Source organism: Paenibacillus sp. FSL R7-0652 (assembly GCF_038595045.1).
Taxonomy (GTDB): domain Bacteria; phylum Bacillota; class Bacilli; order Paenibacillales; family Paenibacillaceae; genus Paenibacillus.
In genome coordinates this window covers 3,714,370-3,739,150 of record NZ_CP152001.1, presented here as the reverse complement: position 1 = coordinate 3,739,150, position 24,781 = coordinate 3,714,370, and the positions used below count along the sequence as shown (strand labels likewise).

Below are 24,781 nucleotides of genomic sequence, written 5' to 3'. Positions count from 1 at the left end.
ATTATGTCTGGCAAAGTCTGTTCCTGCGGGAATGGACTTTTTCTTTTTATGGCATGCTAACTGTACAATCCATGCCAAGCGGCGGCGGAATACAGACGGGCCGGGTGATAATAGTTGAAAACAGTCATTTGTTTAATAGGGGCAGGGGAGTTAGCGAGCCGGATCAAAGACTTCATAAAGGAAGAGGGCTATGAAATACAGGAGCTGGACTGGTCTGAATTACGCCAAAAAACGGACCGGAGGTCCACTCGTCCTCATTTAGTCCTGTTAGTTGACCGGGAACCTGAGCCTGTGCACTGGAGTGAGCCGGATAAAAAAGCGTTGAAAGAATGGATGAATCAGAGCTTACCCATACCGCTCATGGTTATCATCCCGGAGACTTCTCCGCAGCGGGTCATTGATTGGCTCGATTTTGGTGCGAATGACGTGATGGAGGAGCCTGTGCACTGGAAGGTTATGCTTGCCAGAATACGCAGTCTGCTTCGGCTGTTTGCAAATGGAGCACATGACGGAGAGGAAATGATTGTTGTTCAAGACCTTAGAATTAATTTGCGATCGCGAAGAGTAAGCCGTGCAGGGCAGTATCTTAATCTGACTCCTAAAGAGTATGAGCTGCTGGAGTTTCTGGCACTGCATCTGAACGAAGCCTGTACACGAAGTGATATTTTACGCGAGGTATGGGGATACGATTTTGCGATGGATACCAACGTCGTGGACGTGTATATTAAACATCTAAGGGTTAAAGTGGATAAGGGAAGAGAGATGAAACTGATCCATACGGTTCGGGGAATAGGCTATATGCTGCATGGTTAATGTAGAACAATTGGTTATGACCACCAGTCCCATCATTCACCAGTTTGAGAGCGGGCTTATTCCGGGTAAAACTAAAAAGACCGGATCAATTGATCCGGCCCGTTGGATTTTATCTTACGTTAGATTAGAGTACGCGGCGAGCTGTAATGTATGTTCTTTTCCACGTGCCTGAGTTCAGATCAGACAGTGTTACGCCAGGGGAACCGTACGTGTGAAGTATTTTGCCGTTTCCTGCATACACACCAACATGTGTAATGTTTGAACCGGTGGAGCGGCTGCCGCTCGAGAAGAAGACCATGTCGCCAACACGAAGATTGGCTTTGGAGACAAATTTACCTTCTTTAGATTGTTTAACGGAAGTGCGCGGAAGATCTACACCATACTTTTTGAAAATGTATTTCATAAAAGAAGAGCAGTCAAAGTACCTGGTAGTTGTTGTTGAAGCACCAAATTTATATGGAGTTCCAGTGAATTTTTTACCATAGTTTACAACTTGTTGTCCAGTAGATACAGATGCCGCATGTGCAGCAGGTGCATTAGTCATTGATACAGCTCCAAAACCTAGTACAGCGCACAACCCGACGGTTACGGCCTTTTGGATGAAGAAGTTTGTTTTCATGTTGTTAGTACCTCCAAAATTCGTTTTCGTTAAGTTGCTAGAGCGAGTATAACAGGTTTGTAACAACCTAGAAATTGGATACATAAGCAAAAAGCCTGATAGACCAGTCGTTTGGTCATGTTTATTAAAATACGATTAAAAATGTCAAAAAATTAATTATTGACGAATGGGAAAGTGTGTTTAAAACAAAAATCCCCTTGATAATCAAGGGGATTTCTTCGTTTGCTGCATTTTATATGCTCGAAAATCAGGTTACAAAAAAGTAATAATTGAACTCCAGCCTGCAGCTTTATCCACGTTAAATAAATTGAAATGAATCGCTTTTAGCAATCAAATATTCAGTCTTTGCTCTGGATAATAAGCAGCAAACCACTGTCAATCGTGACTGTACCCGATTCCCCAAGCAGCTTATTGCTGATTCCCAAAGATTGCCCCATGCGTATGGTCGCTTGATCCAAAGGGTACATAAATCCTTCGAGACAAATACCTGTCACCTCATGCGTTAATGGAAGCAGTGAAACATAGGTATAACCGCGCTGCCTAACGACAGCACTGGAGGTGGTTAATGTCATATAATTGTGCTCGTCCTGTAGGGCGCAGGAGATGTGATGCTGCATGGCCCGCACCATAATATGAACATTCGCAAGCGTATGGTCCATACGTGTCCCCGTGGCGCCAAAGATGAGAATATGCGTAGGTTCGTGATCCAAGGCCGTTTCAAAGGCCATTTCTGTATCGGTAAGGTCTTTATGGATCGGATCACAGGCAATGAACTCGACACTGCTGCTGCTTACGATCTCTCGTTCTTCTTCTGTAATAGAATCAAAGTCCCCCACAGCGATGTGCGGTTTGATCCCATTCTGGATTAAATACAAGGCACCACGGTCTGCCGCAATAATGAGGTCATCTGGCAGAATTTCATGCAGGAAATCCTTGGCGAGCACGCCTCCAGTGAAGATGATAATACGTTTATAGTCCATCTTGTTTCATCCTTCCTTATTTATAGAGGGAATTACATTTAATTGTTTATATGTACTTCTTTTTGGAGAACCAACCTTTAAAACAATATACCAAACCAGTATAATCGACAAAATGTGGTTGCACAATTTCTATACTCGCGGATACAATGGGGAGAGCGACATGGAGATGACTTGAAAAGTGAGGTTTGAACAGGTTGGACTTACACATTTTTGAAGTATTCAGCATTATCGGTACGATTGCATTTGCAATGTCCGGTGCATTTGTAGCCATGGAAGAGGAATACGATATTTTGGGCGTACTGGTGCTTGGCCTAGTCACAGCATTTGGAGGCGGGGTGATTCGGAACGTACTTATTGGTGTGCCTGTAACGACGCTGTGGAGTCAAGGTTCGCTAATCATGCTTGCGTTAGTCTCTGTAGCCGTTGCTTTTATATTACCTCTGAAGTGGATTGGTCACTGGAAACGGACAGAAGCTTTGTTTGATGCGATTGGACTAGCTGCTTTTGCAATTCAAGGCGGATTGTATGCAGCCAATATGGGCCATCCAATTAGTGCTGTGATCGTTGCAGCCGTGCTTACCGGCATTGGGGGAGGAATTATCCGTGATCTTCTCGCCGGACGTAAACCGCTCGTTCTGCGTGACGAGATTTATGCAGTCTGGGCAATGATTGCGGGATTTGTGATTGGAATGGGCTGGTTTACAACCAATATCGGCCTGTTGATCTGTTTTGCGACAGTCGTCTTTTTCCGGATGTGTTCTGTTCATTATAAATGGAAACTTCCGCGCCGTTCGCTGACCCCAAGCGAAAACGTCAATTTAAAGCCGGAGAAACTCATGCCGCACCATGCACCTACCGCCATTCAGGGGACATTAAGCAAGGGGGAATAATATCACATGATTAACGTTGTATTTGTATGTCTCGGTAACATCTGCAGATCACCTATGGCAGAAGCCGTTATGCGCCACAAAGTTCTGGAAAAGGGACTTGGAGAACAGATTCGGATTGATTCGGCTGGTACAGGTAACTGGCATGTGGGCAAACCTCCTCATGAAGGTACGCGGAAGCTGCTGGACGAGTATCAGATCTCGTATGCCAACATGACCGCGAGGCAATTTGTAAGTGAAGACTTTACTCAATTTGACTACATTATATGTATGGATAATTCCAATGCGGAAAACGTGCGAAGCCTGCCGGGCGGTGAAGAGGCAGAGATTATCAAATTCATGGACCTGCTTCCGAACGAAAAGTTGAGAGAAGTGCCCGATCCGTATTACACAGGGAATTTTGAAGAAGTGTACGAGCTTGTGAATGCAGGTTGTGCTGTGTTGTTGAACAGAATTGAAGAAGAGCAGTCGTTGTCCTGATCCATTGAGCCTGCATTGGTGGATTGGCAAAGAAGCAGGAATGGTATGAAACGGAACCTCCTGCTTTTTTTTCAGCTCACGAGTGTAAGCGTTAACATGGGACATGTGGTATAGGATATGAAGCTGTAAACAAAAAAGCGGCTGGGCAGCCGCTTTGTTCAATACTTCTTACTTATATATTATATTGTATGTTTTGAAATGCTTTTTGACTATCTTTCCTGCAAAAAGTAAAGCAAAGCATCCGGCAGTTCCTTTTGCCAGAAGCCCCACTGGTGATTCCCGTCTTTCTCCTGATAAGAGACGTGAGCACCGCGTTTCTCCAGCAAGTCACGGGTATCCCGGTTCAGCTGTACAAAATCATACGTTCCAGTATCGGCTTCAAAGGCCGTTTCCTGCAGACCGACGATCATCCAGATGGACAGCCAGGACAAATCTTGGGCAGCGGCGTAGATTTCCTGAGAAGCAGAGTAGAACGCACCAGACATGCTGATGACTCGGGTAAACAGTTCCGGGTACATCAGGGCCAGATGGAGTGAAACACTTCCGCCCAGCGAGTCACCGGCCAAAACACGTTCCTGAGGAGAGCGTCTTACGGGATATTTTTCTTCCACATAGGGAATAATCTCTTCTGCAAAGCACTTTGTGTAGGCTTCAAATCGGCTGCCAAAGGGAGCGTACTCTTGAGTTCGCACCGAGACATCCACCTGAACCCCTACAATAATGAAAGGTTCAGCTCCTTCATCCAGAATGATGCGGTTAGCAGTAGTGGCGATTCGGCCAAAGTTGAAAAATTCTTCTCCATCCTGACAGTAAACGACAGGGTAACTAAGCAGCTCGTTATAGCCTGGAGGAAGATAAATGCGAAGGGTTCGTTTCTCGCCGAGATAACGACTTTCAATCTCTTCCTTAACAATTGTACGTTTCAAATAGCGGGAATCCGTCATAAAACGTCACCTTTCCGGGTTATTTTTGCATTCGACCGCCCGATACGGTAAGATTAACCTCGTGCGGGGATGGGTCAAACACGCAATCATGTATTATGCTGTTATACCAATATTAGACCCCTGTTATACATACAATCCGAGAGTAAACATAAAAAAATTACGGATTTCTTTGACGTATGCAGTGAAACAGGTGTATAATAATAATATAACAGCGGAACTTGATATTCAAATTTTTTGTTGAGGTGAAGAAAAAAATGAGCAAGGTTCCTTATGAAGTATACACGGAGGATGTAGAAGCTCTGTCCGTGCTGTCTCCTGACGGCGAAATTGTTAACAAAGACATGATGCCTAAGCTTTCCGACGATCAATTAAAAGAAATTATGTATCGCATGGTATTTACCCGTACTTGGGATGACCGTGCAGTAAACCTCGGCCGTCAAGGTCGTCTTGGTTTCTATGCTCCAGTATCTGGTCAAGAAGCTACAATGGTAGGTAGTGAGTTCGCACTTGAAAAAGAAGATTTTATCGCTCCAGGCTATCGCGACATTCCGCAACTCGTGTGGCACGGACTTCCTCTTTATCAAGCATTCCTGTACTCCCGTGGACACCAACATGGTGGACAAATTCCAGACGGCGTTAACGTATTGATGCCGCAAATTATCATTGGTGCACAAATCCTGCACGCAATGGGTATTGCTATGGGTTACAAATTGAAGAAACAAAAACAAGTGGTTATCACATACACAGGCGATGGCGGTTCTTCCGAAGGTGACTTCTATGAAGGCCTGAACTACGCTGGTGTATACAAACTGCCTGTAATCTTCTTCGTACAAAACAACGGCTATGCCATCACTACTCCTTTTGCTAAACAAACAGCAGCCCTGTCCATCGCTCACAAAGCGGTAGCAGCAGGTATTAAAGGTGTTAAAGTTGACGGTATGGACATCTTCGCTGTTATCAAAGCCGTTCAGGAAGCTGCTGAGCGTGGACGTAACGGAGAAGGCGCAACGTTGATTGAGGCAGTAACCTATCGTTTCCGTCCACACTCCCTTTCCGATGATGCTTCCAAGTATCGTACGAAAGAAGAAGAGGCTGAGTGGAGCGTAAAAGATCCAATCGCACGTTTTGCTAAATATCTGGAGAAAAAAGGTCTGTGGACTGAAGAAGATACAGCGCGTGTGAAAGAAGAAGCAAAAGCTAAAGTGAACGAAGAGATCAAAAAAGCGGAAAAAACCGAGAAAATGACGATTTCAGGCTTGATCGACAGCATGTTCGAACAAACGCCTAAGCACTTGGAAGAGCAAAAAGCTGATTTCCAATAAGTTTTTTCCGATAAAGCATAAACATCCGGCGCCTGATCTGGTGTCTCGGTATACATGTATGAATTCAAATGTGAACTGTCAATGTTTAAGGAGGAAATGAAGCAAATGGCACAATTGAACATGAAAGAAGCAATTCGTGATGCGCTTCGCGTGGAGCTGAAACGTGATCCTAACGTTCTGCTTTTCGGTGAAGACGTAGGTAATGTAGGCGGCGTTTTCCGTGTAACGGAAGGCTTGCAAAAAGAGTTTGGCGAAGAGCGTGTATTTGATACACCGCTGGCTGAATCCGCAATCGGCGGTTTGGCTGTAGGTTTGGGTATTCAAGGCTTCCGTCCGGTAGCTGAGATTCAATTCGTTGGTTTTATCTTCGAAGCCCTTGACCAAATGGTCGTTCAAGCTGCTCGTATGCGTTTCCGCTCTGGCGGTAAGTATAATTCTCCAATCGTATTCCGTACACCATTCGGTGGCGGCGTTAAAGCGGCAGAACTGCACACAGACTCTCTGGAAGGTTTGCTCACGCAAACTCCGGGTATTAAAGTGGTAGTTCCTTCTAACCCTTACGATGCAAAAGGTCTGATGATCGCTTCCATTCGCGACAACGATCCAGTATTCTTCATGGAACACTTGAACCTGTACCACGCATTCCGTGCAGAAGTGCCTGAAGAAGATTATGTTGTTGAATTGGGTAAAGCGAACGTTGTTCGTGAAGGTTCTGATGTTACTATCATTACTTACGGTATGATGGTTCATACTTCTGTAAAAGCTGCAGAAGAGCTTGAAAAACAAGGTATTAAAGTTGAAGTTATCGACCTTCGCACGATCAGCCCGATCGATATCGATACAGTTGTTGCTTCTGTTAAGAAAACAAACCGTGCAATTGTTGTACAAGAAGCTCAAAAGAGCGCAGGTGTTGCTGCTGAAGTCATTGCACAAATCAATGAAAAAGCAATCCTGCACTTGGAAGCACCGGTACTGCGTGTAGCTGGTCCGGATACGGTATATCCTTTTGCACAAATCGAAGATACATGGCTGCCTAACCCGGCACGTATCGTTGCTGCGGTTAACAAAGTTATGAACTTCTAATTCGATCATCTGACATGCCGCAAGGCGCAGTATGGTGATTCACATCGCAGCGCACGCTGCACTGTAAACAGCCATTAGCCCCTTGATTGACAGTTATTTGCACTCGCAGTAACAGTTAGTTTTTGGAGCTAAGGGTTGTTTTCAGGATTGAGCAAATAATCAAGGAGGTTTTTCAGTTGGCTAAATTTGAATATAAATTCCCTGAACTGGGCGAAGGCCTTCACGAAGGCGAAATCATCAAGATGCACATCAAAGTTGGGGATAAAGTAACTGACGACGATATCATCATGGAAGTACAGAACGACAAAGCGGTTGTTGAAGTTCCTTGTCCGGTAAACGGAACTGTAACTGAAGTTTTCGCTAAAGACGGTCAAATCTGCCACGTTGGTGAAGTTGTAGCAGTTATCGATGCAGAAGGCGAACTGCCTGAGCAAGACGACGCTCCTGCTGAAGACCAAGGTGCACAAGAGAAAGACGCAGCGCAAGGCGGAGCAGACACTAGCGGTTCTTCTGCAGCAGCTTCAAGCTCCAATGCTGCTCAAGAAGGCGGCAGCAACAGCGTTCCTGCAGTTCCTGCAAAAGACGTTTTGGCTACGCCAAGCGTTCGCAAGTTTGCTCGTGAGCAGGGTGTAGACATCGCTCAGGTTAACGGCACTGGTAACAACGGTAAAGTAACCAAAGAAGATGTGGAATCCTTCAAAAATGGTGGCGGTTCTTCCGCAGCGGCATCTTCCGAAGCTCCGGCTCAAGAAGAGAAAAAATCCGCAGCACCTGCAGCTGCAGCAGCTGATCAACGCCTTGAAGAAGAGCGCGTACCATTCAAAGGTATCCGTAAAGCGATCTCCAATGCAATGGTTAAATCAGCTTACACTGCACCGCACGTTACAATCATGGACGAAGTGGACGTAACTGAATTGGTTGCATTCCGTACTCGCATGAAACCAATTGCAGAGAAAAAAGGCACAAAAGTTACTTACCTGCCATTCATCGTTAAAGCATTGGTTGCTGCTTCCCGTCAATTCCCGGCGTTAAACGCAATGATTGATGAAGAAGCAAATGAAATTGTGTACAAAAAATACTACAACATCGGTATCGCTACAGATACAGACAACGGCCTGATCGTTCCTGTAATCAAAGATGCTGATCGCAAATCCATCTGGATGATCGCTGATTCCATCCGTGATCTGGCAGCTCGTGGACGCGATGGTAAACTGAGCGCGAACGAAATGAAAGGAAGCACGATCTCCATCAGTAACATCGGTTCTGCTGGCGGTATGTTCTTCACTCCGATCATCAACTTCCCAGAAGTTGCAATCCTGGGTACAGGACGCATCAGTGAAAAAGCGGTTATCAAAAACGGCGAAGTTGTTGCAGCACCTGTAATGGCATTGTCCTTGAGTTTCGACCACCGTATCATCGATGGCGCAACAGCACAAAACTTTATGAATTACATTAAACAGCTGCTTGCTAACCCTGAGCTGCTTGTTATGGAGGTGTAAGATATGGTAGTAGGCGACGCTTCTCTCAATATCGACACATTAGTAATTGGTGCAGGACCTGGCGGCTATGTAGCTGCCATCCGTGCTGCACAACTGGGCCAAAGCGTATTGATCGTAGACAAATCCGAACTGGGCGGCGTATGTTTGAACCGCGGATGTATCCCATCCAAAGCTCTGATCTCTGCTGCACATCAATATGAGTCTGCTCTTCACGGCGATGCTTTCGGTATCTCCGCTGAGAACGTAAAAGTAGATTTTGCTAAAACGCAAGAATTCAAAAACGGCGTTGTTAAGAAAATGACTGGCGGCGTAGCTGGTTTGCTCAAAGGCAACAAAGTTGAAGTTTTCAACGGTGAGTGCATGTTCATCAACGAAAACGAAGCTCGTGTATTTAACGATCACGAATCACCACGTTACAAGTTCAAAAATGCAATCATTGCAACAGGTTCCCGTCCAATCGAACTGAAACCTTTCCCGTTTGGCGGACGCATTCTGTCTTCCACAGAAGCATTGAACCTGCCTGAAGTACCAAAAAGCATGATCGTAATCGGTGGCGGTTATATCGGCGCTGAGCTTGGTCAAATGTACTCCAAATTCGGTGCTAAAGTAACAATTATCGAAGGTTTGGATACAGTACTGCCAGGTTTCGATAAAGACATGACCAGCCTTGTAGCTAAAAACATGAAGAAAACAGGCATCGAAATCGTAACGGGTGCAAAAGCGGAAAGCGCTGAGCAAACGGATAAAGATGTAACTGTTAAATATTCTGTAAATGGTGAGTCCAAAGAAGTAACTGCAGATTACCTGCTCGTTACTGTAGGACGTCGTCCTAATACAGACGGAGAACTTGGTTTGGACATGATCGGTGTTGACGTTGACGAGCGTGGTTTCGTTAAAGTTGACCACCAAGGTCGCACAAGCATTCCACACATCTTCGCAATCGGTGATATCGTATCTGGTCTGGCTCTGGCACACAAAGCTTCTTATGAAGGTAAAGTGGCTGCAGAAGCAATTGCTGGACAACCATCTGTAGTAGACTACAAATGTATGCCAGCTGTTGTCTTCACAGATCCTGAGTGCTCCAGCGTAGGTTATACGGAGAAAGAAGCTAAAGAAAAAGGTTACAAAGTAAAAGCAGGTAAATTCCCTTATGCGGGTAACGGCCGTGCTGTATCTTTGAACCATGCTGAAGGCTTCGTGAAAATCGTTGCTGACGAAGAGAGCGGTCTTGTACTGGGCTGCCAAATCGTGGGTCTGGAAGCTTCCAACTTGATTGCTGAGCTTGGTCTTGCGATCGAAATGGGCGCAACATTGGAAGATCTGGCGCTGACTATTCACGCTCACCCTACATTGGGCGAAATCGTGATGGAAGCAGCGGAACTGGTAATGGGTCACCCGATCCACATCATCTCCCGCTAAGATCATCAAAGCATCGGATTCGTCCGGCATTATATGTAATTTCAAAAGAGGCGAATAGCGCAATAGTGCTGTTCGTCTCTTTTTTGATATGTTTTAATTGGGTTAGAGTGGGGTTTGATGATAGATTGCTGTGGCGCTCCTCAGGTTTGAACAGGTTTCTAGTCTCTTGCCATCATGAGCAGTATTTATGGTAAACTAATAAAATGATCAGACTCAAGAAGTCTGCGGCCCAGTCGGGTATGAGTGTGCAACATATATAGAGATGCGAGGAGATACCACAATGAAAAATTATCTCGATTTATTACAAGATATATTGGATAACGGCGTGCACAAAGGCGATCGTACCGGAACAGGAACACAATCCGTGTTTGGCAGACAGCTTCGCTATGACTTGTCCAACGGATTTCCGTTAGTTACGACGAAACGAATTCACCTGAAATCGGTCATTCACGAATTGCTTTGGTTTTTGAGCGGTGATACGAATATTGCCTATTTGAAAGAAAACGGAGTGAAGATCTGGGATGACTGGGCGGATGAGAACGGTGATCTTGGACCGGTGTACGGTTCACAATGGCGTACATGGGAAGCGCCGAACGGGGAAAAAATAGATCAGATCGCAGCTGTTGTTGATTCTATTAAAAATAATCCGGATTCCCGTCGTCACTTGGTGAGTGCGTGGAATGTAGCGGAGATTAACAACATGAAATTACCACCTTGTCATTTCGCGTTTCAGTTTTATGTGGCTGAGGGTAAATTATCCTGTATGCTGACGATGCGTTCCGTGGATACGTTCCTCGGTTTGCCATTTAACATTGCCAGTTATGCGCTTCTGACTCATATGATTGCACAGCAGTGTGATCTGGAAGTGGGTGACTTCATTTGGTCTGGTGGAGATGTACACATCTACTCCAATCATGTGGAGCAGGTGAAAACACAGCTGGAACGGGAACCTTTTGCTCTACCTAAATTGGTGATTAAACGTAAGCCTGATTCCATTTTTGATTACAAGTTCGAAGATTTTGAATTTGAAAATTATGAGCACCATCCAGGGATCAAAGCTCCAATTGCAGTTTAATCATTATGTGCGAGAGCGATTATCCGTGAAGGGTGAGAATCAAGCAGTGATGGTGTGACGGATTCAAATGAAAGGGGTGTGCAGGTTTTGAGTATTGAACTAGTATGGGCCATGGGAGAGAATGGCGTGATCGGACATAACAACGCTCTTCCTTGGCGATTGCCAAAAGATATGGCTTTCTTCAAGCAGCAAACGATAAACAAAACGATTATTATGGGGCGTAATACGTGGGAGTCGTTTGGGGGTAAGCCCCTTCCTCAGCGTCGTAACATTGTTGTAACCCGGGACTTGAACTACAGAGCGGAACAGGCGGAGATCGTACATACGATCGAAGAAGGACTGAAGGCAGCTCAGGGTGAAGAGCTTTGCGTAATTGGAGGTTCTCAGGTGTACCGGGAGTTTTTGCCGTTTGCAGATCGGCTCGTCGTAACCAAAATTCATGAGCAGTTCGAGGGAGATACGTTTTTTCCCGAAGTGGATTGGTCAGAATGGGAACTGAAAAAGAAAATCGAAGGTGAGCAGGACGAGAAGAATATATATCCTTTCACATTTGAATTCTACGAGCGAAAAAAGTAAATTTGGACAGAAAATAGTAATTTGTATTAGATTGAAAGGACATCCTTTGCGAGTGTACTCGTGAACGATGTCTTTTCTTGTTCGTATGAGATGGGAATGCAACAGGGGTATACATATAACATGTATGTAACACATGATTTGGATAATACTGCATGAAATTGAGGGGATCATTCTAAGCGAAATGGTCAAATAGTCTAAAAGCTGTCGGGATTCAACGTTGTGAAGCTTTAAATTAACCTTGTTTTACGGGTATAGGCAGCATTTTTACTAAAAACTTTGGTTTTAATGATAATTTATCTAACATTTATGTGACGTTATTTTGGTTTTTATTCGTATCTTTCGTCTGGAAGCAGGCGGCATGTTGTGATTTAAGACCAAATTTAAGCTATTGACCACACGTTATAGTGAACGATATGATGTATAAAATACAAATAATTATGCGGATAATCCATTTAATATTCACCGTCGTAAATGCTACTATAATTGAAATATCTTTGAGTAGATTTTGTGTTACAATAGACAAACAAAAACTCAGGTAAAAAGAGTAATCCATTTCATATAGAGCCATGCGCATGAAGGGATTAAGACAAGAACGGATGGGGGAAACGTAAGATGTCTACACCTACTGGATTTATGGAATATAAGCGGCAGCTCCCTGCCGATCGAGAGCCGGCGGAGCGCATCAAGGATTGGGAAGAGTTTCATAAACATATGGCTGAGGAAGAGCTCAGAACACAAGGTGCACGATGTATGGATTGCGGTACCCCTTATTGCCATACAGGAATAGATATGACTGGTGGTACGTCAGGCTGCCCGGTTCATAACCTGATTCCGGAATGGAATAATCTCGTCTATCGCGGTTTGTGGAAGGAAGCGCTGGAGCGCCTTCACAAAACGAATAACTTCCCGGAGTTCACAGGCCGCATCTGTCCAGCGCCTTGTGAAGGATCATGTACCGTAGGGCTTATTGGTCAGCCTGTAACGATCAAAACGATTGAGGAAGCGATTATTGAAAAAGGATTCGAAGAAGGCTGGGTAGTTCCGCAGCCACCGGAGAAACGCACAGGCAGACGTGTAGCTGTAGTTGGTTCAGGTCCGGCGGGACTTGCAGCAGCAGCTCAATTGAACAAAGCAGGACATACGGTAACGGTGTATGAACGCTCTGATCGCGTCGGCGGATTGCTGATGTACGGAATTCCAACGATGAAGCTGGATAAAAAAGTGGTGCAGCGCCGTGTAGATCTGCTGGAAGCCGAAGGTATCCAGTTTATTACGAATACAGAGATCGGAAAAGATATCCCGGCTCAGCAGCTTGTTGACGAATATGATGCTGTTGTTCTGTGCGGCGGCGCAACTAAACCGCGTGAGTTCAACATTGAAGGTGCAGATCTGAACGGGGTGCACTATGCAATGGATTTCCTGAATGGAAGTATCAAAAGTTATCTGGACTCCAACCTGGAGGATGGAAACTATATTTCTGCGCAGAATAAAGATGTAATCGTAATCGGGGGCGGAGACACGGGTTCTGACTGTGTTGCGACGTCGCTGCGCCACGGCTGCCGTACGATTACGCAATTCGGTACCCATACTCAAGCGCCGCTGGAACGTGACCGTATTAATAACCCTTGGCCGCAATTCCCGAACGTATATACACTGGATTATGCACAAGAAGAAGCCAAAGCATTGTTTGGTCAAGATCCGCGTGAATTTTCCATTATGACGACCAAATTTGTGGGTGATGACGAGGGCAATCTCAAAGAACTGCATACGATTCAGATCGAGCGTATTGTAGATGAGACAGGCCGCAAAATTTATCAGCCAATCCCGGGTACTGAGCGAGTATTCCCTGCTCAGATGGCGATGATTGCGATTGGTTTCGACGGACCGGAGCAAACGCTGGTTGAGCAGCTGGGACTTGAAACAGATCGCCGCACAAACGTGAAAGCACGTTATGGCAAATATAACACGAACGTGGATAAAGTATTTGCCGCAGGTGATATGCGTCGTGGTCAAAGTCTGGTCGTATGGGCTATCAATGAAGGCCGCGAAGCCGCTCGTGAAGTGGATAAATATTTGATGGGTGCAACAGTTCTGGCTTAGGCCTATTGAACGAATGATGCAGCCCAACGTATTCTCTACTGCCATTATTTTGTTTATATGATGAAATGTTAACTCCATAAATAAAGTGAACTGATAACCCTCACAGATGTGAGGGTTATTTGCTGTGCTTTTTTCAAAATGAATCACGTTAACACTCTTAAAGTGTTCCATTATATGTGAAATTGTGATTGAAAGCATTGCTTTTTATACGATAAAGACTTATTATTAGATTATAATTATTATAAATAAGAAGAAGTAATGATATCGACGCAAATCGAACTTTAATACAAAACGGAGTAATGAATACGATCTGAGTATATTAATGAAGATACGTTTAAGTAAAGATAAGTATGAAATTTTAACGGAGGTGCACCCGCATGGCAGGTAACCGGGACAAGTCCATTTCAGAGCAAATTCAACAAATAAAAAACCAATTGGTTGATAAAGGATATAAGTTAACCCAGCAGCGTGAAGTAACAGTACGTGTGCTGCTTGAGCATGAGAAAGATCATTTCAGCGCGGAAGAAGTATTTTTGCTGGTCAAAGAAAAATTTCCGGAAATTGGACTGGCAACCGTATATCGTACGTTGGAACTGTTAAGTGATCTTCAAGTGGTTGAGAAAATCAACTTTGGTGATGGAGCTGCTCGCTTTGATCTGCGGAGCACCGACGGCTCCCATCACCATCACCACTTGATCTGCACGGAATGCGGAAGCGTAGAAGAGATTATGGAAGACGGGCTGCTCCGTTTGGAACAGCAGGTACTGCGTCAGTACGGATTTGCTGTTACCGATCACCGGCTTGATTTTCAAGGTGTATGCAGAGAATGCAGAGCAAAACAGCAGCTGGATGAGCAGGCCGTTGGTTAATTCAAGCCGGGTAGGTGCTCTTGAATCCAAAATCTGATATAATAAGTTTCAGAAGCAAGGGGCTTCCGTCGGCGGAAGGCCCCTTTTTGCCGTCATACGAGGCGGTGAAGGAGGAGAGATGGACGGATGAAGACACTGGTTATCGCGGAGAAACCCGACATGGGTAGAACCATTGCCGCCGTCATAGAACCAAAAGCCAAAAATAATCGCACGTATTTGGAGGGTGAGCATTATATTATCACCTGGGCGATTGGGCATTTGCTTGGATTGGCTGAACCGGATGCCTATGATTCGAAATACAAGCGGTGGAACATTGCGGACCTGCCGATTATCCCGGATCAGTTCAAAATCGTACCGAATCCGCGGACCAAAGACCAACTCAAAATCATTGGAGATTTAGCGAAGCGGGCTTCGGCGATTGTTAACGCTTGTGATGCCGGGCGGGAGGGGCAGTATATTTTTGCCCTTATACAGCAGCAGTTAAAACTGCGTCAGCCTGTAAAACGCCTGTGGATATCCGATCTGACGGCAGAGAGTATTCGGCGCGGGTTCGATGGACTTAAAGATGCTGCCGAATTCGAGAATCTGACGCATGCTGCCCGTGCACGAAGTGAGGCGGATTGGCTGATTGGCATGAATGCATCCCGGGCGTTTACAACAAGACACAATGCGCTTTTGTCAGTGGGCCGTGTGCAGACACCTGTACTGGCGCTAATTTATGATCGCGAGATGGAGATCGAGGCTTTTCAGTCCCAAACGTTCTATGAAGTCGCGGCCTGGTTCAGGCAGGAAGGTGTAGAATACCGCGGGGTGCGTCAGGGGGACAAACTCACGGATGCAGAAGCAGCCGAAGCGATTGCATCAAGTGTAAAGGGGAAGACAGGGCAGATTATCAAATATGAAGCCAAACAAACGAAAGACTATCCCTACAGGCTGTATGATCTCACTCTTCTACAGCGTGAGGCGAATGCAAAGTACGGTTACGGAGCTAAAAAAACGTTGGACATCGCGCAGGCTTTATATGAAAAACATAAAGTAATCTCTTACCCGCGTACCAATTCCAACTATGTAACCGAACAGAACATCGAAGGTATGCACAAAACGCTGAACTTACTCAAAAATGGAACGTACAGCGAGCTTGCTTTGGGAGCCAAACCAGAACTGGTGCATAAAAACAATAAAGGGGTATGCAATCCGAGCAGGGTAGAGGATCACCACGCGATCCTGCCCACTCTGAAACGGCCAGGCACACTATCCAAGGATGAGCAGAACATCTACGATTTGATTGTGCGGCGTTTCTTGTCCCATTTCTATCCTCCGGCTGAATACAAGCAGCATACGGTGTTGACGGAAGTTGAAAAACACCAGTTCAAAACGTCCGTTAAGGAATTGTTATCGATCGGTTGGAAAGTGGTGCTGGGTGCAAATGAGACGGAGCAGAGCGCTTCGGGCAGGAAAAAAAGCAAGAAAAACAACAATGAAGAAGAGGATGCGGAGGAATGGACAGACAAAGCATTTGCTGTTCAGCCAGACCTGCCTGTTCAATGTACGAAGAGTGAGTTCAAAGAGAAAGCAACCCAGCCTCCGAAGAGTTACACCGAAGGAACGCTTCTCAAGGCAATGGAGAGCGCAGGGAAGCAGATTGAGAATGAAGAGCTTCGTGATGCGATGAAAGACAGCGGACTAGGAACACCGGCTACACGCGCAGCTACGATTGAACGTCTCAAAAACGTAGGTTATATCACTATGCAGGGCAAGAAAATGCAATTGACACTCAAAGGCCGAACAGCGATTGAACTCATTCGTCGTGCTGGAGTAGACCTGCTGACTTCGCCTGAGATGACCGGGCAGTGGGAACGCAGATTATATCAAATTTCCAAAGGTGAAGCTGGACAGGACAAGTTCATGGAAAACGTCAAGAAATTCACGCTGTCTATTATTGAAAAGGTTCGTGTGCAGGCTCCTGCTGCTGCCGACGCTTTTGGTGAAGACGCACGGGGAGGCAAAGGTAGAGGGAAAGGCAGAGCGGCCCGCAGCCAAGCAGGCAGTTCTCCTGCCGGTGGTACCAGAACGACCAAGCCATCCGCTGCAAATGCAGACTCCGGTAAACGTACAACAGCTGAAGCAAATACACGTTCCGGAGCGCGTGAAGTTCTGGCTTCATGTCCTTCACCTGGCTGTAGTGGGCATATTATCGAAGGCAAGAAGGGATATGGCTGCTCCCGTTTCAAAGAAGGTTGTGCTTTCGTGGTCTGGAAAGAATATGCTGGCAAAAAAATAACAAGCACTATGCTGAAATCTTTGATTGAGAAGGGCAGTACGCAGGTTCTCTCGTTCAAACGCAAGGATGGAAGTACGGTGAAAGCACGTATTATTTTGAAGGATGCTGTCACAGGGCAGTTATCCGGCGAGAAACAGGAAGCTTGATTCCAAGCTGTATAAAAAAAGAAACCCTTGACTCAGGTGAAATGTCCCTTACTTCAGGCACATTTTACAGGAGAGTGGGTTTCTCTATTATAGGAGAACTCTTTTAACCGAGGGTTCTTTTTTGCTTTAGCTGTAGATCCTCATGGATGACTTTGGGGACCTCTTCCAGAGCTGTGATCGTATACATCGAGGTTTCCGGGTTCGGCTGCAGCTCAACAATGTTATACTGCCACTCATTCGGCTGTTTAATATAAATGCTGTGAATGCCTGCGTTCACGGCAGGCATAATGTCTGTGCGAAGAGAATTGCCAATCATCCATGTTGCACGCCGCTCAAACGGTCCTTTGGACAGGATGCCTTCCAATGCTTGTATGTTTTTGTGCTGTCGTATATAGATTCGGTCGTCAAAATAGATCGACAGTTTCATTTGATCAATTTTTCGCTGCTGGATGACCGTTTCCCCGCCAGTATACAAATAGAGAGCGTGCCCGGCGGACTTCAGCTCCTCCAAAGTCTCGACCATATGCGGGTAAGGTTCAACTTCCTGGGTGTAAACACTCATACCCAGTTTGCTCAAGTACGTCTCTTCTTCAGCAGATGTTGCTCGGTTATACTTTTTTGAGAAATATCGATACGTATCAATGAGGGATTGCGGGAAATGATGACTCGCAAAACCCACTTTGTTCACGCCGGTAACATCTATTTCGAGCTGTTTCTCCCGGATCTGCTGTGTGGTCAGAGCATGTCCATCGAACCACTGCTGCATGTTCTCAAAAAATTCTCCCAGCACCAGATTGAAGTATTTGTTGCAGTACACAAGTGTATCATCGAGATCAAATAAAATATGCTGTTTGGTTAAAGCCATCGTTCGCTCACTCCTTGCTGCGCTTACTGCAGGTCATTCACTATCACATCACTTAGATGCGAATGTAGGATTCCAGAAACATGTTCAATTCAGATACGCCATCCGGCCGAATGCTGTATTTTTCTTTGCGGTTGCTTCCCAGTAGATGGGTTCGCAGCAGACCAGCAATGCGAAGGGCCATGACTTGATCCTTCACAGGATCTTCCTCTTTGCCAAGCTCTTCACACATCTCCGCGAGAGATTTTGGTTCATCCGATACATATCTTAACAAACGAAGTCTTTCGGGATCAGCCAAAGCATGTGTGAACCTCAGCAAACACGTTGGCGGCTCATCTTCGCTCTCTTCAGGCGCATCTACAGGATACTGCATAATCATCATGCCCTCATAAAAACAGTACATGTTAATTGGACGGTTATGCACGGTCGGAAATAATATGACTTCGTTCAAACCTGGCATCGGTTCAACAATTACACCTGCAGTCGCATATTCAATTAACAGTTCAGAACCCATCTTTTCAAGCAGAATGCGCTTTTCTTCAGCGTCTTCTTCAAGCCATACGCGGTGATCCTCGCTAATTGTCTGGCAGTAGTGCTGATCCCATAGTCGCAGTAATGGGACGTAGCTGTTCCGAATGCGCGTTGATTCTTCTATAGTAAGTTCAGGCATTAACGGAGATATGCGCGCAAACAGTTCATCAGGTGATAGCCCTGCGAGCATGTCCAAAAAATCCTGGTTCTCTGAAGTTGTATTCTGATAGGCTGCCCAGGCAAACAGGACATCAAAGTCGTCAAAAGGCCAAGCCGCGGCCGGTGCAAGCGCAGCTCGCACGTTGGAACTTAGCTTGCCTTCAACGTCCAGAATCCATTCAGGACCAATGTCCAAATGCTGAATCCACTTTTTCGTTACATAGACCAGAAAGCTGTTTAGCATCTCATATATCGGTGAGACATCAATTTTAACGTGATAAGTCATAATGATGCAGAATCCTCCCGTCACATCTAGATATACACAGCGACTTATGTACTATTATGGCTTGTTTTACCGGGCGTTGTCCACTATAATGTTCAAGTCCGGGGCTGTGCCGCGGTTCAATGGTGCAAGGATACACCTATATAAATGACAGACTAAAGATCGTCAGTGATGGCGATTTTTCTTTGTTTGCGCTTTCAGGAGGAATGAAATACCGTGGGATCTGTATTCAAATTTAAATTATCACCCTCAACCTTAAATTATCTGATTTTAATCACAGTGATCGTGGCAGCGGGGATCAGCCAGGGACTGCTGCTGCCTGTACTGTCGATTTTTCTGGAGCAGCAGGGTGTTTCTCCCGGATTAAACGGGCTGAATGCAGCTGCGCTCTATATTGGCTCGTTTGCGATGACGCTGGCGGCAGAGCGTTTGCTGGGACTGCTGGGGTTTAAAAAGCTGATTGTCGGCGGACTGATTCTCGTTATGCTTCCCTTGATTCTGTTTCCTTATTTTCCTGACATAAAAATCTGGTTTGCGCTGCGGCTAATTGTAGGCATTGGAGACAGTGCATTGCATTATGCTGCCCAGCTGTGGGTACTGCTGGTTACTTCGCCTGAGAAACGAGGACGCTACATATCGCTGTACGGCATGTCTTACGGGCTCGGGTTCAGTATCGGACCTCTCGGCATCAAACTGCTCACATATGGTGATGCCGTCCCTTTCATGGTACTGTTTGCAGGCATGGCGGCTGTGCTTGTTCTGGTGCTGGTGAAACTTCCGGATACCAAGCCAGAAAAGGCAGAACATGGTCAGCTGCCTGAACGGCGCTTCCGCCGCAGTTTCGCTTGGGCGTGGTATGCACTGATGCCCGCCCTTTTATACGGGTATATGGAAGCAGGCATGAACAGCAATTTTCCGGTTTACGGGCTTCGAATCGGATATAATGCAGATCAGATTGCTTCACTGCTTCCTTTTATAGGGATCGGAGGATTGTTCCTTCAGCTTCCGCTTGGCATGTTAAGTGACCGATATGGCCGAAAAAAAATTCTCATGACAGCCGGGATTGGAGGAGGTCTTGCCTTTATGCTGGTTCCCTTCGCGGGAACAAATTTTGGGCTGACACTTGTGCTGCTGCTCGCTGCGGGTGGCCTTGTTGGCTCCTTCTTCTCACTTGGGCTGGCTTATGCTGCAGATATTTTACCGAAAGTACTGCTGCCTGCAGCGAATGTGGTTGCTTCCTTTCATTTTACAATCGGAAGCATTATCGCACCCAATCTTGGGGGACAGTTAATCAACTGGGTGTCACCCGGAAGCATGTTTACGATGCTGGGCTGCATGTATTTTATTTTTGGCATCACAGGTGTATTATTTCGGCGTAAACGGGAAGCGGAATTTGTGTTAAAATAGAAGCTGGTGTTCGCATGGAAATTGATGTCCATTTCCGAGTACACTAGTAGTAGGGAAAAACATGGACAAGAGGAGACATCGCGATGATCAGAGTGGAGAACTTAAGCAAATCCGTTGGAGCGGATCGTATTCCGGTTCTGCGTGATATTCGTTTTGATATGCAGCAGGGAGAGATGATTGCGGTTGTCGGCTCCAGCGGGAGCGGTAAGAGCATGCTGCTGAAATGTTTGGCGTTGAAGGAGAAGTGGGATTCAGGACGGTTTACCGTTGAAGGCACTGATATTTTGAAGGAAGGCTGGTCCGGTAAACAGAAAATCAGGCGTGAATGGGCATACCTGGAACAGAATCCGCAGCTGTATCCTAGACGCACAGCACTGAAAAATGTGCTTATTGGACGATTTGGCCAGACACCATTATGGAGAATGGCAACGGGCATGGTACGCTCAGATGATTACATGGGGGCAATGGATCACCTCGAAAGTCTAGGTTTGCTGGATAAGGCTCATCAGCTTGCTGAAAAAATGAGTGGTGGCGAAAAACAGCGTGTAGCTATCGCAAGAGCACTGGCTCATGGCGCCAAAGTAGTCCTGGCGGACGAACCTGTCATCGGACTGGACCCTCATACGGCTGATGCTGTTCTGGAAACGCTTCGTAAGTTGTGTGAAGAGGAACGAGCGACGGTGATTGCCGTACTGCCGATTGAACTCGCCGAAAAACATGCTTCGCGAATCTGGGGAATCGCGGAAGGCAGTATTGTTTTTGACATAAGAGGACGGAGATTGACGCAGCAGGAAAAAAATTTGATTTGAGATTTTAAACATAATGAATGATGCCTAATAAGAAGCTTGTGGAGAGTGCTTGATCGATTAAGAATAAACGGCTGGAGAATGCTTAATGAAATGAGTGATATGAGGTTGTTTAATGAAAAGAGTGATGGGATTGTTTAATTCGCGATGGGGGCGCTGCGTAGCGGCAGGGACGACGGCTGTACTGCTTGGAACCATGCTGAGCGGATGTACGTTTATCAGCGATCCCAAGCTTCTGATGAAGCCGCCGATGATGTCTACAGACAAGGAAAAGCTGTATAACATTGTGCAAAAGGAAACACCGCCTGAAAGTAAATTGATTCGGCCCAAAGATATGAGCAACACGAGTATGATCCGGGTGGAAGACCTGAATGGAGACGGCATTCGCGAGGCAAGTGTCTTTTACGAGACACCAAATGAAAATGTGCGCATCCATGGCATGATTCTGGAAGAGCAGGGCGGTTCCTGGGTCAAAAAACTAACATTCGATGTGCCGGGCAATGAGCTGGAATCGTTCAAGGTTATGGATATTACGAATGACGGTAATCCGGACATTGTTGTCGGGGTCAGTCTGCAGGATCAAAAAGCTCTGACTGCTTATTCATACAAGGGCGGCGTATTGGAACAAGTGCTGGGCGGCGTACCTTATAATCAGGTTATCATTGATGATATGAAGGGGAATGCGCTGGATTTAAGCGGAGACGGCAAAAGTGATTTCGTCGTCGTTTCGCTGAATGGTAGCGGATTTGCAACCATTGCGCTGTATCAGTACCAGGATGACAGCTTCAAGGAAATGGATCGTGTCGTTACAGATTATACTGTCAAAGAAGTGTACAACGCACTTGGCGGTGAGATCGCCGAAGGAAAAATGGGGATAGTGCTTGACGCGGATCTCGACGACCGAAGTTCCTTCACGCAAATGATGTATGTGAAAGACAATAAACTCGTCAGCGCTTTTAAATCGCCAGATCAAACGTACAGAGATGACAAAATTTTAAGCGGTGATGTGAATAATGATGGTATTATTGAGTTTGGATTAAAGGAAACGCCAAAAGGCTGGGAGCATTACGTATTTGATTCGCGCATGTGGTTTTATACGTTTTACCAGTGGGACGGTAAAGAAGGCAAGAAGTTTGTTTCGTTCCAGTTCCGGGATGACGCAGATTTGTTCCATCTAAACTTAAAGCCTGAATGGTATGGCAAAATCACGATCGATACCAAATCGGAGAAGGAAAAGTATATCCGATTCAAAATGATCAAAACCGATGAAACCGTGGCGGAGATCAAATATTTTACGTTTTCTCAGTGGGATCTTGAAAAGGGGAAGAGCTGGAAGGAGATTACTCGAACGAAAGATCGGGTCATTGCATCGCGTGTCGCACAGTCGGAGGCGGGCAATGCATTAAGCAAAAACTTCTCAGCTGAATAGAAAGGAAGAACTTGATGAGTAAAGTACTTATTCTTGAGGATGAAGAATCCATCCGCAGTTTTATCGTCATTAACTTGAAAAGAAACGGATTCGAAGTGCTGGAAGCTGGTGATGGTCATGAAGCGCTTCGCATTTTACAATCCGTTCCGGATATTGATTTGGCACTGCTGGACGTTATGGTTCCCGGCATCGACGGGTTTGAAGTGTGCAGACGCATTCGCGAAACAAACGAACGACTGGGAATCATTTTCCTGACAGCAAAAGTTCAGGAGCAGGACAAAGTATACGCCCTGTCGGTAGGGGCAGATGACCACGTGAGCAAACCTTTCAGCCCGACCGAACTGATTGCACGAATTCAATCGCTGCTGCGCCGGGTTAACGTACATCGTGAAACGGCTGCGAAAGTAACGTTCCAGTCCGGACCATTTTCACTCGATCTCATCTCCAAACAGTTTAAAAAGAATAATGAAGCGATTGAGTTAACCCCGACGGAGTTTTCTTTGATTCAATTCTTCCTGGAAAAAGAAAACACACCTCTTAGCCGTGACCTTCTGCTGGACCACGTATGGGGCAAAGAGTACATGGGTGATCCCAAAATCGTCGATGTTAACATCCGTCGACTGCGTCAAAAAATTGAGAACAATCCTTCCGAGCCTGAATACCTGCAAACTGTATGGGGTCACGGGTACAAATGGAAGGGCCGGGATCAATGATAAAAAAAGGAATTACGCGGCAGATTGTACTGCACTACTTTATTGTCGTTTTCCTTGCTCTGGTGCTGGTTGAATTCGTGTTTATGCTGGCTGTGCAGCGGTTTTATTATGAGAGTATCTATAATACCATTAGTACTCACATTACCAATAACAGAGACTTCCTTGAGCCGATTGCCAGAGCTGGCAATGGAGAAGATGGCAATAACAACTTGTCTAGGCTTCTTGTGCGTCTTGCATTGGATAATACCGAACTGGAGATTTTGGATATGAATGGCCGCGTGCTGGCAAGTTCAACAGCGTTTGAATCGGATCGAGCGGTGCTGCAGACAAGTGATATTATGCAGGCATTAAACGGTGATATGGGACGGTGGATTGGCAGACAGCCTAACACCGGTGAATCGGTCATGGCTGTCGCGAACAAGTTTGATCTGGGCGGAGAAAATACGTACATTGTGCGTTATCTGACCTCCCTTGAATCCGTTAACTCCAAGCTGCTCGTTATGGGATTGCTTGCCATTGCCGTAGGAGTTGGCGTACTTGCCATCGTATTAATTATCAGTATTGGTATGGCCAATTCCATCGTCCGTCCGATTAACAGTATTACTGCTGTATCCGCGCAGATGGCGAAAGGGCGACTTGATGTCAGGGTGAAAGGGAACTACAAGCATGAACTAGGCGAACTTGCCTCAACCCTGAACTTCATGGCTCATGAAATTGTGCGCAGCAACCAGATCAAGGACGACTTTATTTCGTCGATCTCCCATGAATTACGGACGCCGCTGACCAGTATCAAAGGTTGGAGTGAAACGCTGGATTCAGGGGGATATGATCCGGAGGAAACACGTATCGGTATGGGCATCATTGCCAAGGAAACGGAGCGGCTGATTGGACTGGTCGAGGAGATGCTCGACTTCTCCAAGCTGCAGCAGAATCAGATGAAGCTGGTTAAAGGCACGGTTAACATTCGTGAGATTGTACAGGAGACGATGCTGAACGTTTGGGCCAAGGCGGAACAAAAGCAGGTGCATCTGAAGCTGGAAACCGACGAGACGCGAGCGTACAATGTATACGGAGACGGAAATCGGTTGAAACAGGTGTTTCTGAATATCGTTGATAATGCGATCAAGTTCTCTCACGAGAATTCCTGGATCTTCCTGTCTGTCAAAGAAGAGAAAGGTCAGATTATTGCGGCTGTGCAGGATACGGGCATCGGGATCAGTGAAGAACATCTCATCAAAGTACGGGACCGGTTCTTTCAGGTGAATCACCAGAACGGAGGCACGGGACTCGGGCTTGCCATCACGCAGGAGCTCGTAGAGCTGCATGAGGGCACCATTACGATGCAGAGTGAGCTGGGGTCAGGAACGACAGTTACAGTGTCATTACCGATGCTCCAAGAAGAGGACACACCGATTCAACATAATGTAACGAGCACAGAAGCGACTGCAGAAGTGATTCAAGAACCACCATCTGACGGTGAGAAGCTGTGATTCGTGGT

22 protein-coding genes are annotated in these 24,781 nt (G+C 46.0%); 17 read left to right on the top strand and 5 right to left on the bottom strand.

Annotated elements, in window-relative coordinates; translation table 11 throughout:
- The first annotated feature begins 114 nt into the window (after positions 1-114).
- Positions 115-813, top strand: a complete 699-nt coding sequence (locus tag MKY97_RS16540) for a response regulator transcription factor (protein ID WP_342551435.1) — start codon at positions 115-117, stop codon at positions 811-813.
- Positions 814-937: 124 nt separating this feature from the next.
- Here MKY97_RS16540 and MKY97_RS16535 read toward each other — a convergent pair whose 3' ends face one another.
- Both MKY97_RS16535 and MKY97_RS16530 read right to left on the bottom strand, forming a co-directional pair.
- A complete protein-coding gene (locus MKY97_RS16535; protein ID WP_342551434.1) occupies positions 938-1,432 on the bottom strand; it encodes a C40 family peptidase in 495 nt (164 codons plus the stop codon).
- Positions 1,433-1,770: 338 nt separating this feature from the next.
- Positions 1,771-2,412 (bottom strand): thiamine diphosphokinase, encoded by a 642-nt coding sequence (locus tag MKY97_RS16530; protein WP_342551433.1) that lies wholly within the window; start codon positions 2,410-2,412, stop codon positions 1,771-1,773.
- Between the two features lie 194 nt (positions 2,413-2,606).
- Here MKY97_RS16530 and MKY97_RS16525 point away from each other — a divergent pair, with 194 nt between their 5' ends.
- A complete protein-coding gene (locus MKY97_RS16525) occupies positions 2,607-3,302 on the top strand; it encodes a trimeric intracellular cation channel family protein (RefSeq protein WP_342551432.1) in 696 nt (231 codons plus the stop codon).
- A 6-nt stretch (positions 3,303-3,308) separates the two neighbouring features.
- Complete coding sequence (locus MKY97_RS16520) at positions 3,309-3,779, top strand: low molecular weight protein-tyrosine-phosphatase (protein WP_342551431.1); 471 nt, start codon at positions 3,309-3,311, stop codon at positions 3,777-3,779.
- Positions 3,780-3,988: 209 nt separating this feature from the next.
- Here MKY97_RS16520 and MKY97_RS16515 read toward each other — a convergent pair whose 3' ends face one another.
- Positions 3,989-4,723 (bottom strand): alpha/beta hydrolase-fold protein, encoded by a 735-nt coding sequence (locus MKY97_RS16515; RefSeq protein ID WP_342551430.1) that lies wholly within the window; start codon positions 4,721-4,723, stop codon positions 3,989-3,991.
- Between the two features lie 254 nt (positions 4,724-4,977).
- Between MKY97_RS16515 and pdhA the strand changes: the two genes are divergently transcribed.
- The 9 genes from pdhA to MKY97_RS16470 all read left to right on the top strand — a co-directional run bounded on the left by pdhA (position 4,978) and on the right by MKY97_RS16470 (position 17,093).
- Complete coding sequence (pdhA, locus tag MKY97_RS16510) at positions 4,978-6,045, top strand: pyruvate dehydrogenase (acetyl-transferring) E1 component subunit alpha (protein WP_145401862.1); 1,068 nt, start codon at positions 4,978-4,980, stop codon at positions 6,043-6,045.
- 105 nt (positions 6,046-6,150) lie between these two features.
- Positions 6,151-7,128: an alpha-ketoacid dehydrogenase subunit beta gene (locus MKY97_RS16505; protein WP_111271698.1), complete on the top strand. Its 978-nt coding sequence runs from the start codon at positions 6,151-6,153 to the stop codon at positions 7,126-7,128.
- Positions 7,129-7,304: 176 nt separating this feature from the next.
- Positions 7,305-8,627, top strand: a complete 1,323-nt coding sequence (locus MKY97_RS16500; RefSeq protein ID WP_342551429.1) for a dihydrolipoamide acetyltransferase family protein — start codon at positions 7,305-7,307, stop codon at positions 8,625-8,627.
- A gap of 3 nt (positions 8,628-8,630) precedes the next feature.
- Positions 8,631-10,046 (top strand): dihydrolipoyl dehydrogenase, encoded by a 1,416-nt coding sequence (lpdA, locus tag MKY97_RS16495; protein WP_145331519.1) that lies wholly within the window; start codon positions 8,631-8,633, stop codon positions 10,044-10,046.
- A 280-nt stretch (positions 10,047-10,326) separates the two neighbouring features.
- Positions 10,327-11,121 (top strand): thymidylate synthase, encoded by a 795-nt coding sequence (gene thyA, locus MKY97_RS16490; protein WP_342551428.1) that lies wholly within the window; start codon positions 10,327-10,329, stop codon positions 11,119-11,121.
- A gap of 87 nt (positions 11,122-11,208) precedes the next feature.
- Positions 11,209-11,697 carry a dihydrofolate reductase gene (locus MKY97_RS16485; protein WP_342551427.1) on the top strand — a complete coding sequence of 163 codons (489 nt, stop codon included), beginning with the start codon at positions 11,209-11,211 and terminating at the stop codon, positions 11,695-11,697.
- A 612-nt stretch (positions 11,698-12,309) separates the two neighbouring features.
- The gene (locus MKY97_RS16480) at positions 12,310-13,797 is read left to right on the top strand and encodes a glutamate synthase subunit beta (RefSeq protein ID WP_342551426.1); all 1,488 of its coding nucleotides are present in this window, start codon (positions 12,310-12,312) and stop codon (positions 13,795-13,797) included.
- A gap of 401 nt (positions 13,798-14,198) precedes the next feature.
- Positions 14,199-14,666 carry a Fur family transcriptional regulator gene (locus MKY97_RS16475; RefSeq protein ID WP_342556364.1) on the top strand — a complete coding sequence of 156 codons (468 nt, stop codon included), beginning with the start codon at positions 14,199-14,201 and terminating at the stop codon, positions 14,664-14,666.
- Between the two features lie 126 nt (positions 14,667-14,792).
- Positions 14,793-17,093: a DNA topoisomerase 3 gene (locus tag MKY97_RS16470; RefSeq protein WP_342551425.1), complete on the top strand. Its 2,301-nt coding sequence runs from the start codon at positions 14,793-14,795 to the stop codon at positions 17,091-17,093.
- Positions 17,094-17,196: 103 nt separating this feature from the next.
- On the opposite strand, the gene MKY97_RS16465 is transcribed toward MKY97_RS16470, so the two are convergent.
- Together MKY97_RS16465 and MKY97_RS16460 are read right to left on the bottom strand one after the other, a co-directional pair.
- Complete coding sequence (locus tag MKY97_RS16465; protein WP_342551424.1) at positions 17,197-17,958, bottom strand: HAD family hydrolase; 762 nt, start codon at positions 17,956-17,958, stop codon at positions 17,197-17,199.
- A gap of 52 nt (positions 17,959-18,010) precedes the next feature.
- Complete coding sequence (locus tag MKY97_RS16460) at positions 18,011-18,931, bottom strand: ArsR family transcriptional regulator (RefSeq protein ID WP_342551423.1); 921 nt, start codon at positions 18,929-18,931, stop codon at positions 18,011-18,013.
- Between the two features lie 213 nt (positions 18,932-19,144).
- On the opposite strand from MKY97_RS16460, the gene MKY97_RS16455 reads away from it, so the two are divergent.
- The 5 genes from MKY97_RS16455 (at position 19,145) to MKY97_RS16435 (ending at position 24,773) form a co-directional block, all read left to right on the top strand.
- Positions 19,145-20,335: an MFS transporter gene (locus tag MKY97_RS16455; protein ID WP_342551422.1), complete on the top strand. Its 1,191-nt coding sequence runs from the start codon at positions 19,145-19,147 to the stop codon at positions 20,333-20,335.
- A gap of 83 nt (positions 20,336-20,418) precedes the next feature.
- Positions 20,419-21,144, top strand: a complete 726-nt coding sequence (locus MKY97_RS16450) for an ATP-binding cassette domain-containing protein (RefSeq protein WP_342551421.1) — start codon at positions 20,419-20,421, stop codon at positions 21,142-21,144.
- A 112-nt stretch (positions 21,145-21,256) separates the two neighbouring features.
- Entirely contained in the window at positions 21,257-22,570 is a 1,314-nt protein-coding gene (locus MKY97_RS16445; protein ID WP_342551420.1) for a hypothetical protein, read from the top strand.
- Between the two features lie 14 nt (positions 22,571-22,584).
- A complete protein-coding gene (locus MKY97_RS16440) occupies positions 22,585-23,283 on the top strand; it encodes a response regulator transcription factor (protein WP_090916668.1) in 699 nt (232 codons plus the stop codon).
- Positions 23,280-24,773, top strand: a complete 1,494-nt coding sequence (locus tag MKY97_RS16435) for a HAMP domain-containing sensor histidine kinase (protein WP_342551419.1) — start codon at positions 23,280-23,282, stop codon at positions 24,771-24,773. Before MKY97_RS16440 ends, MKY97_RS16435 begins: the two co-directional genes overlap by 4 nt.
- Positions 24,774-24,781 lie beyond the last annotated feature (8 nt).

Coding starts and splice junctions, on each gene's coding strand:
- MKY97_RS16535 (WP_342551434.1), bottom strand. CDS start 1,432: ATGAAAACAAACTTCTTCATCCAAAAGGCCGTAACCGTCGGGTTGTGC.
- MKY97_RS16530 (WP_342551433.1), bottom strand. CDS start 2,412: ATGGACTATAAACGTATTATCATCTTCACTGGAGGCGTGCTCGCCAAG.
- MKY97_RS16520 (WP_342551431.1), top strand. CDS start 3,309: ATGATTAACGTTGTATTTGTATGTCTCGGTAACATCTGCAGATCACCT.
- MKY97_RS16515 (WP_342551430.1), bottom strand. CDS start 4,723: ATGACGGATTCCCGCTATTTGAAACGTACAATTGTTAAGGAAGAGATT.
- pdhA (WP_145401862.1), top strand. CDS start 4,978: ATGAGCAAGGTTCCTTATGAAGTATACACGGAGGATGTAGAAGCTCTG.
- MKY97_RS16505 (WP_111271698.1), top strand. CDS start 6,151: ATGGCACAATTGAACATGAAAGAAGCAATTCGTGATGCGCTTCGCGTG.
- lpdA (WP_145331519.1), top strand. CDS start 8,631: ATGGTAGTAGGCGACGCTTCTCTCAATATCGACACATTAGTAATTGGT.
- thyA (WP_342551428.1), top strand. CDS start 10,327: ATGAAAAATTATCTCGATTTATTACAAGATATATTGGATAACGGCGTG.
- MKY97_RS16480 (WP_342551426.1), top strand. CDS start 12,310: ATGTCTACACCTACTGGATTTATGGAATATAAGCGGCAGCTCCCTGCC.
- MKY97_RS16470 (WP_342551425.1), top strand. CDS start 14,793: ATGAAGACACTGGTTATCGCGGAGAAACCCGACATGGGTAGAACCATT.
- MKY97_RS16465 (WP_342551424.1), bottom strand. CDS start 17,958: ATGGCTTTAACCAAACAGCATATTTTATTTGATCTCGATGATACACTT.
- MKY97_RS16460 (WP_342551423.1), bottom strand. CDS start 18,931: ATGACTTATCACGTTAAAATTGATGTCTCACCGATATATGAGATGCTA.
- MKY97_RS16450 (WP_342551421.1), top strand. CDS start 20,419: ATGATCAGAGTGGAGAACTTAAGCAAATCCGTTGGAGCGGATCGTATT.
- MKY97_RS16445 (WP_342551420.1), top strand. CDS start 21,257: ATGAAAAGAGTGATGGGATTGTTTAATTCGCGATGGGGGCGCTGCGTA.
- MKY97_RS16440 (WP_090916668.1), top strand. CDS start 22,585: ATGAGTAAAGTACTTATTCTTGAGGATGAAGAATCCATCCGCAGTTTT.
- MKY97_RS16435 (WP_342551419.1), top strand. CDS start 23,280: ATGATAAAAAAAGGAATTACGCGGCAGATTGTACTGCACTACTTTATT.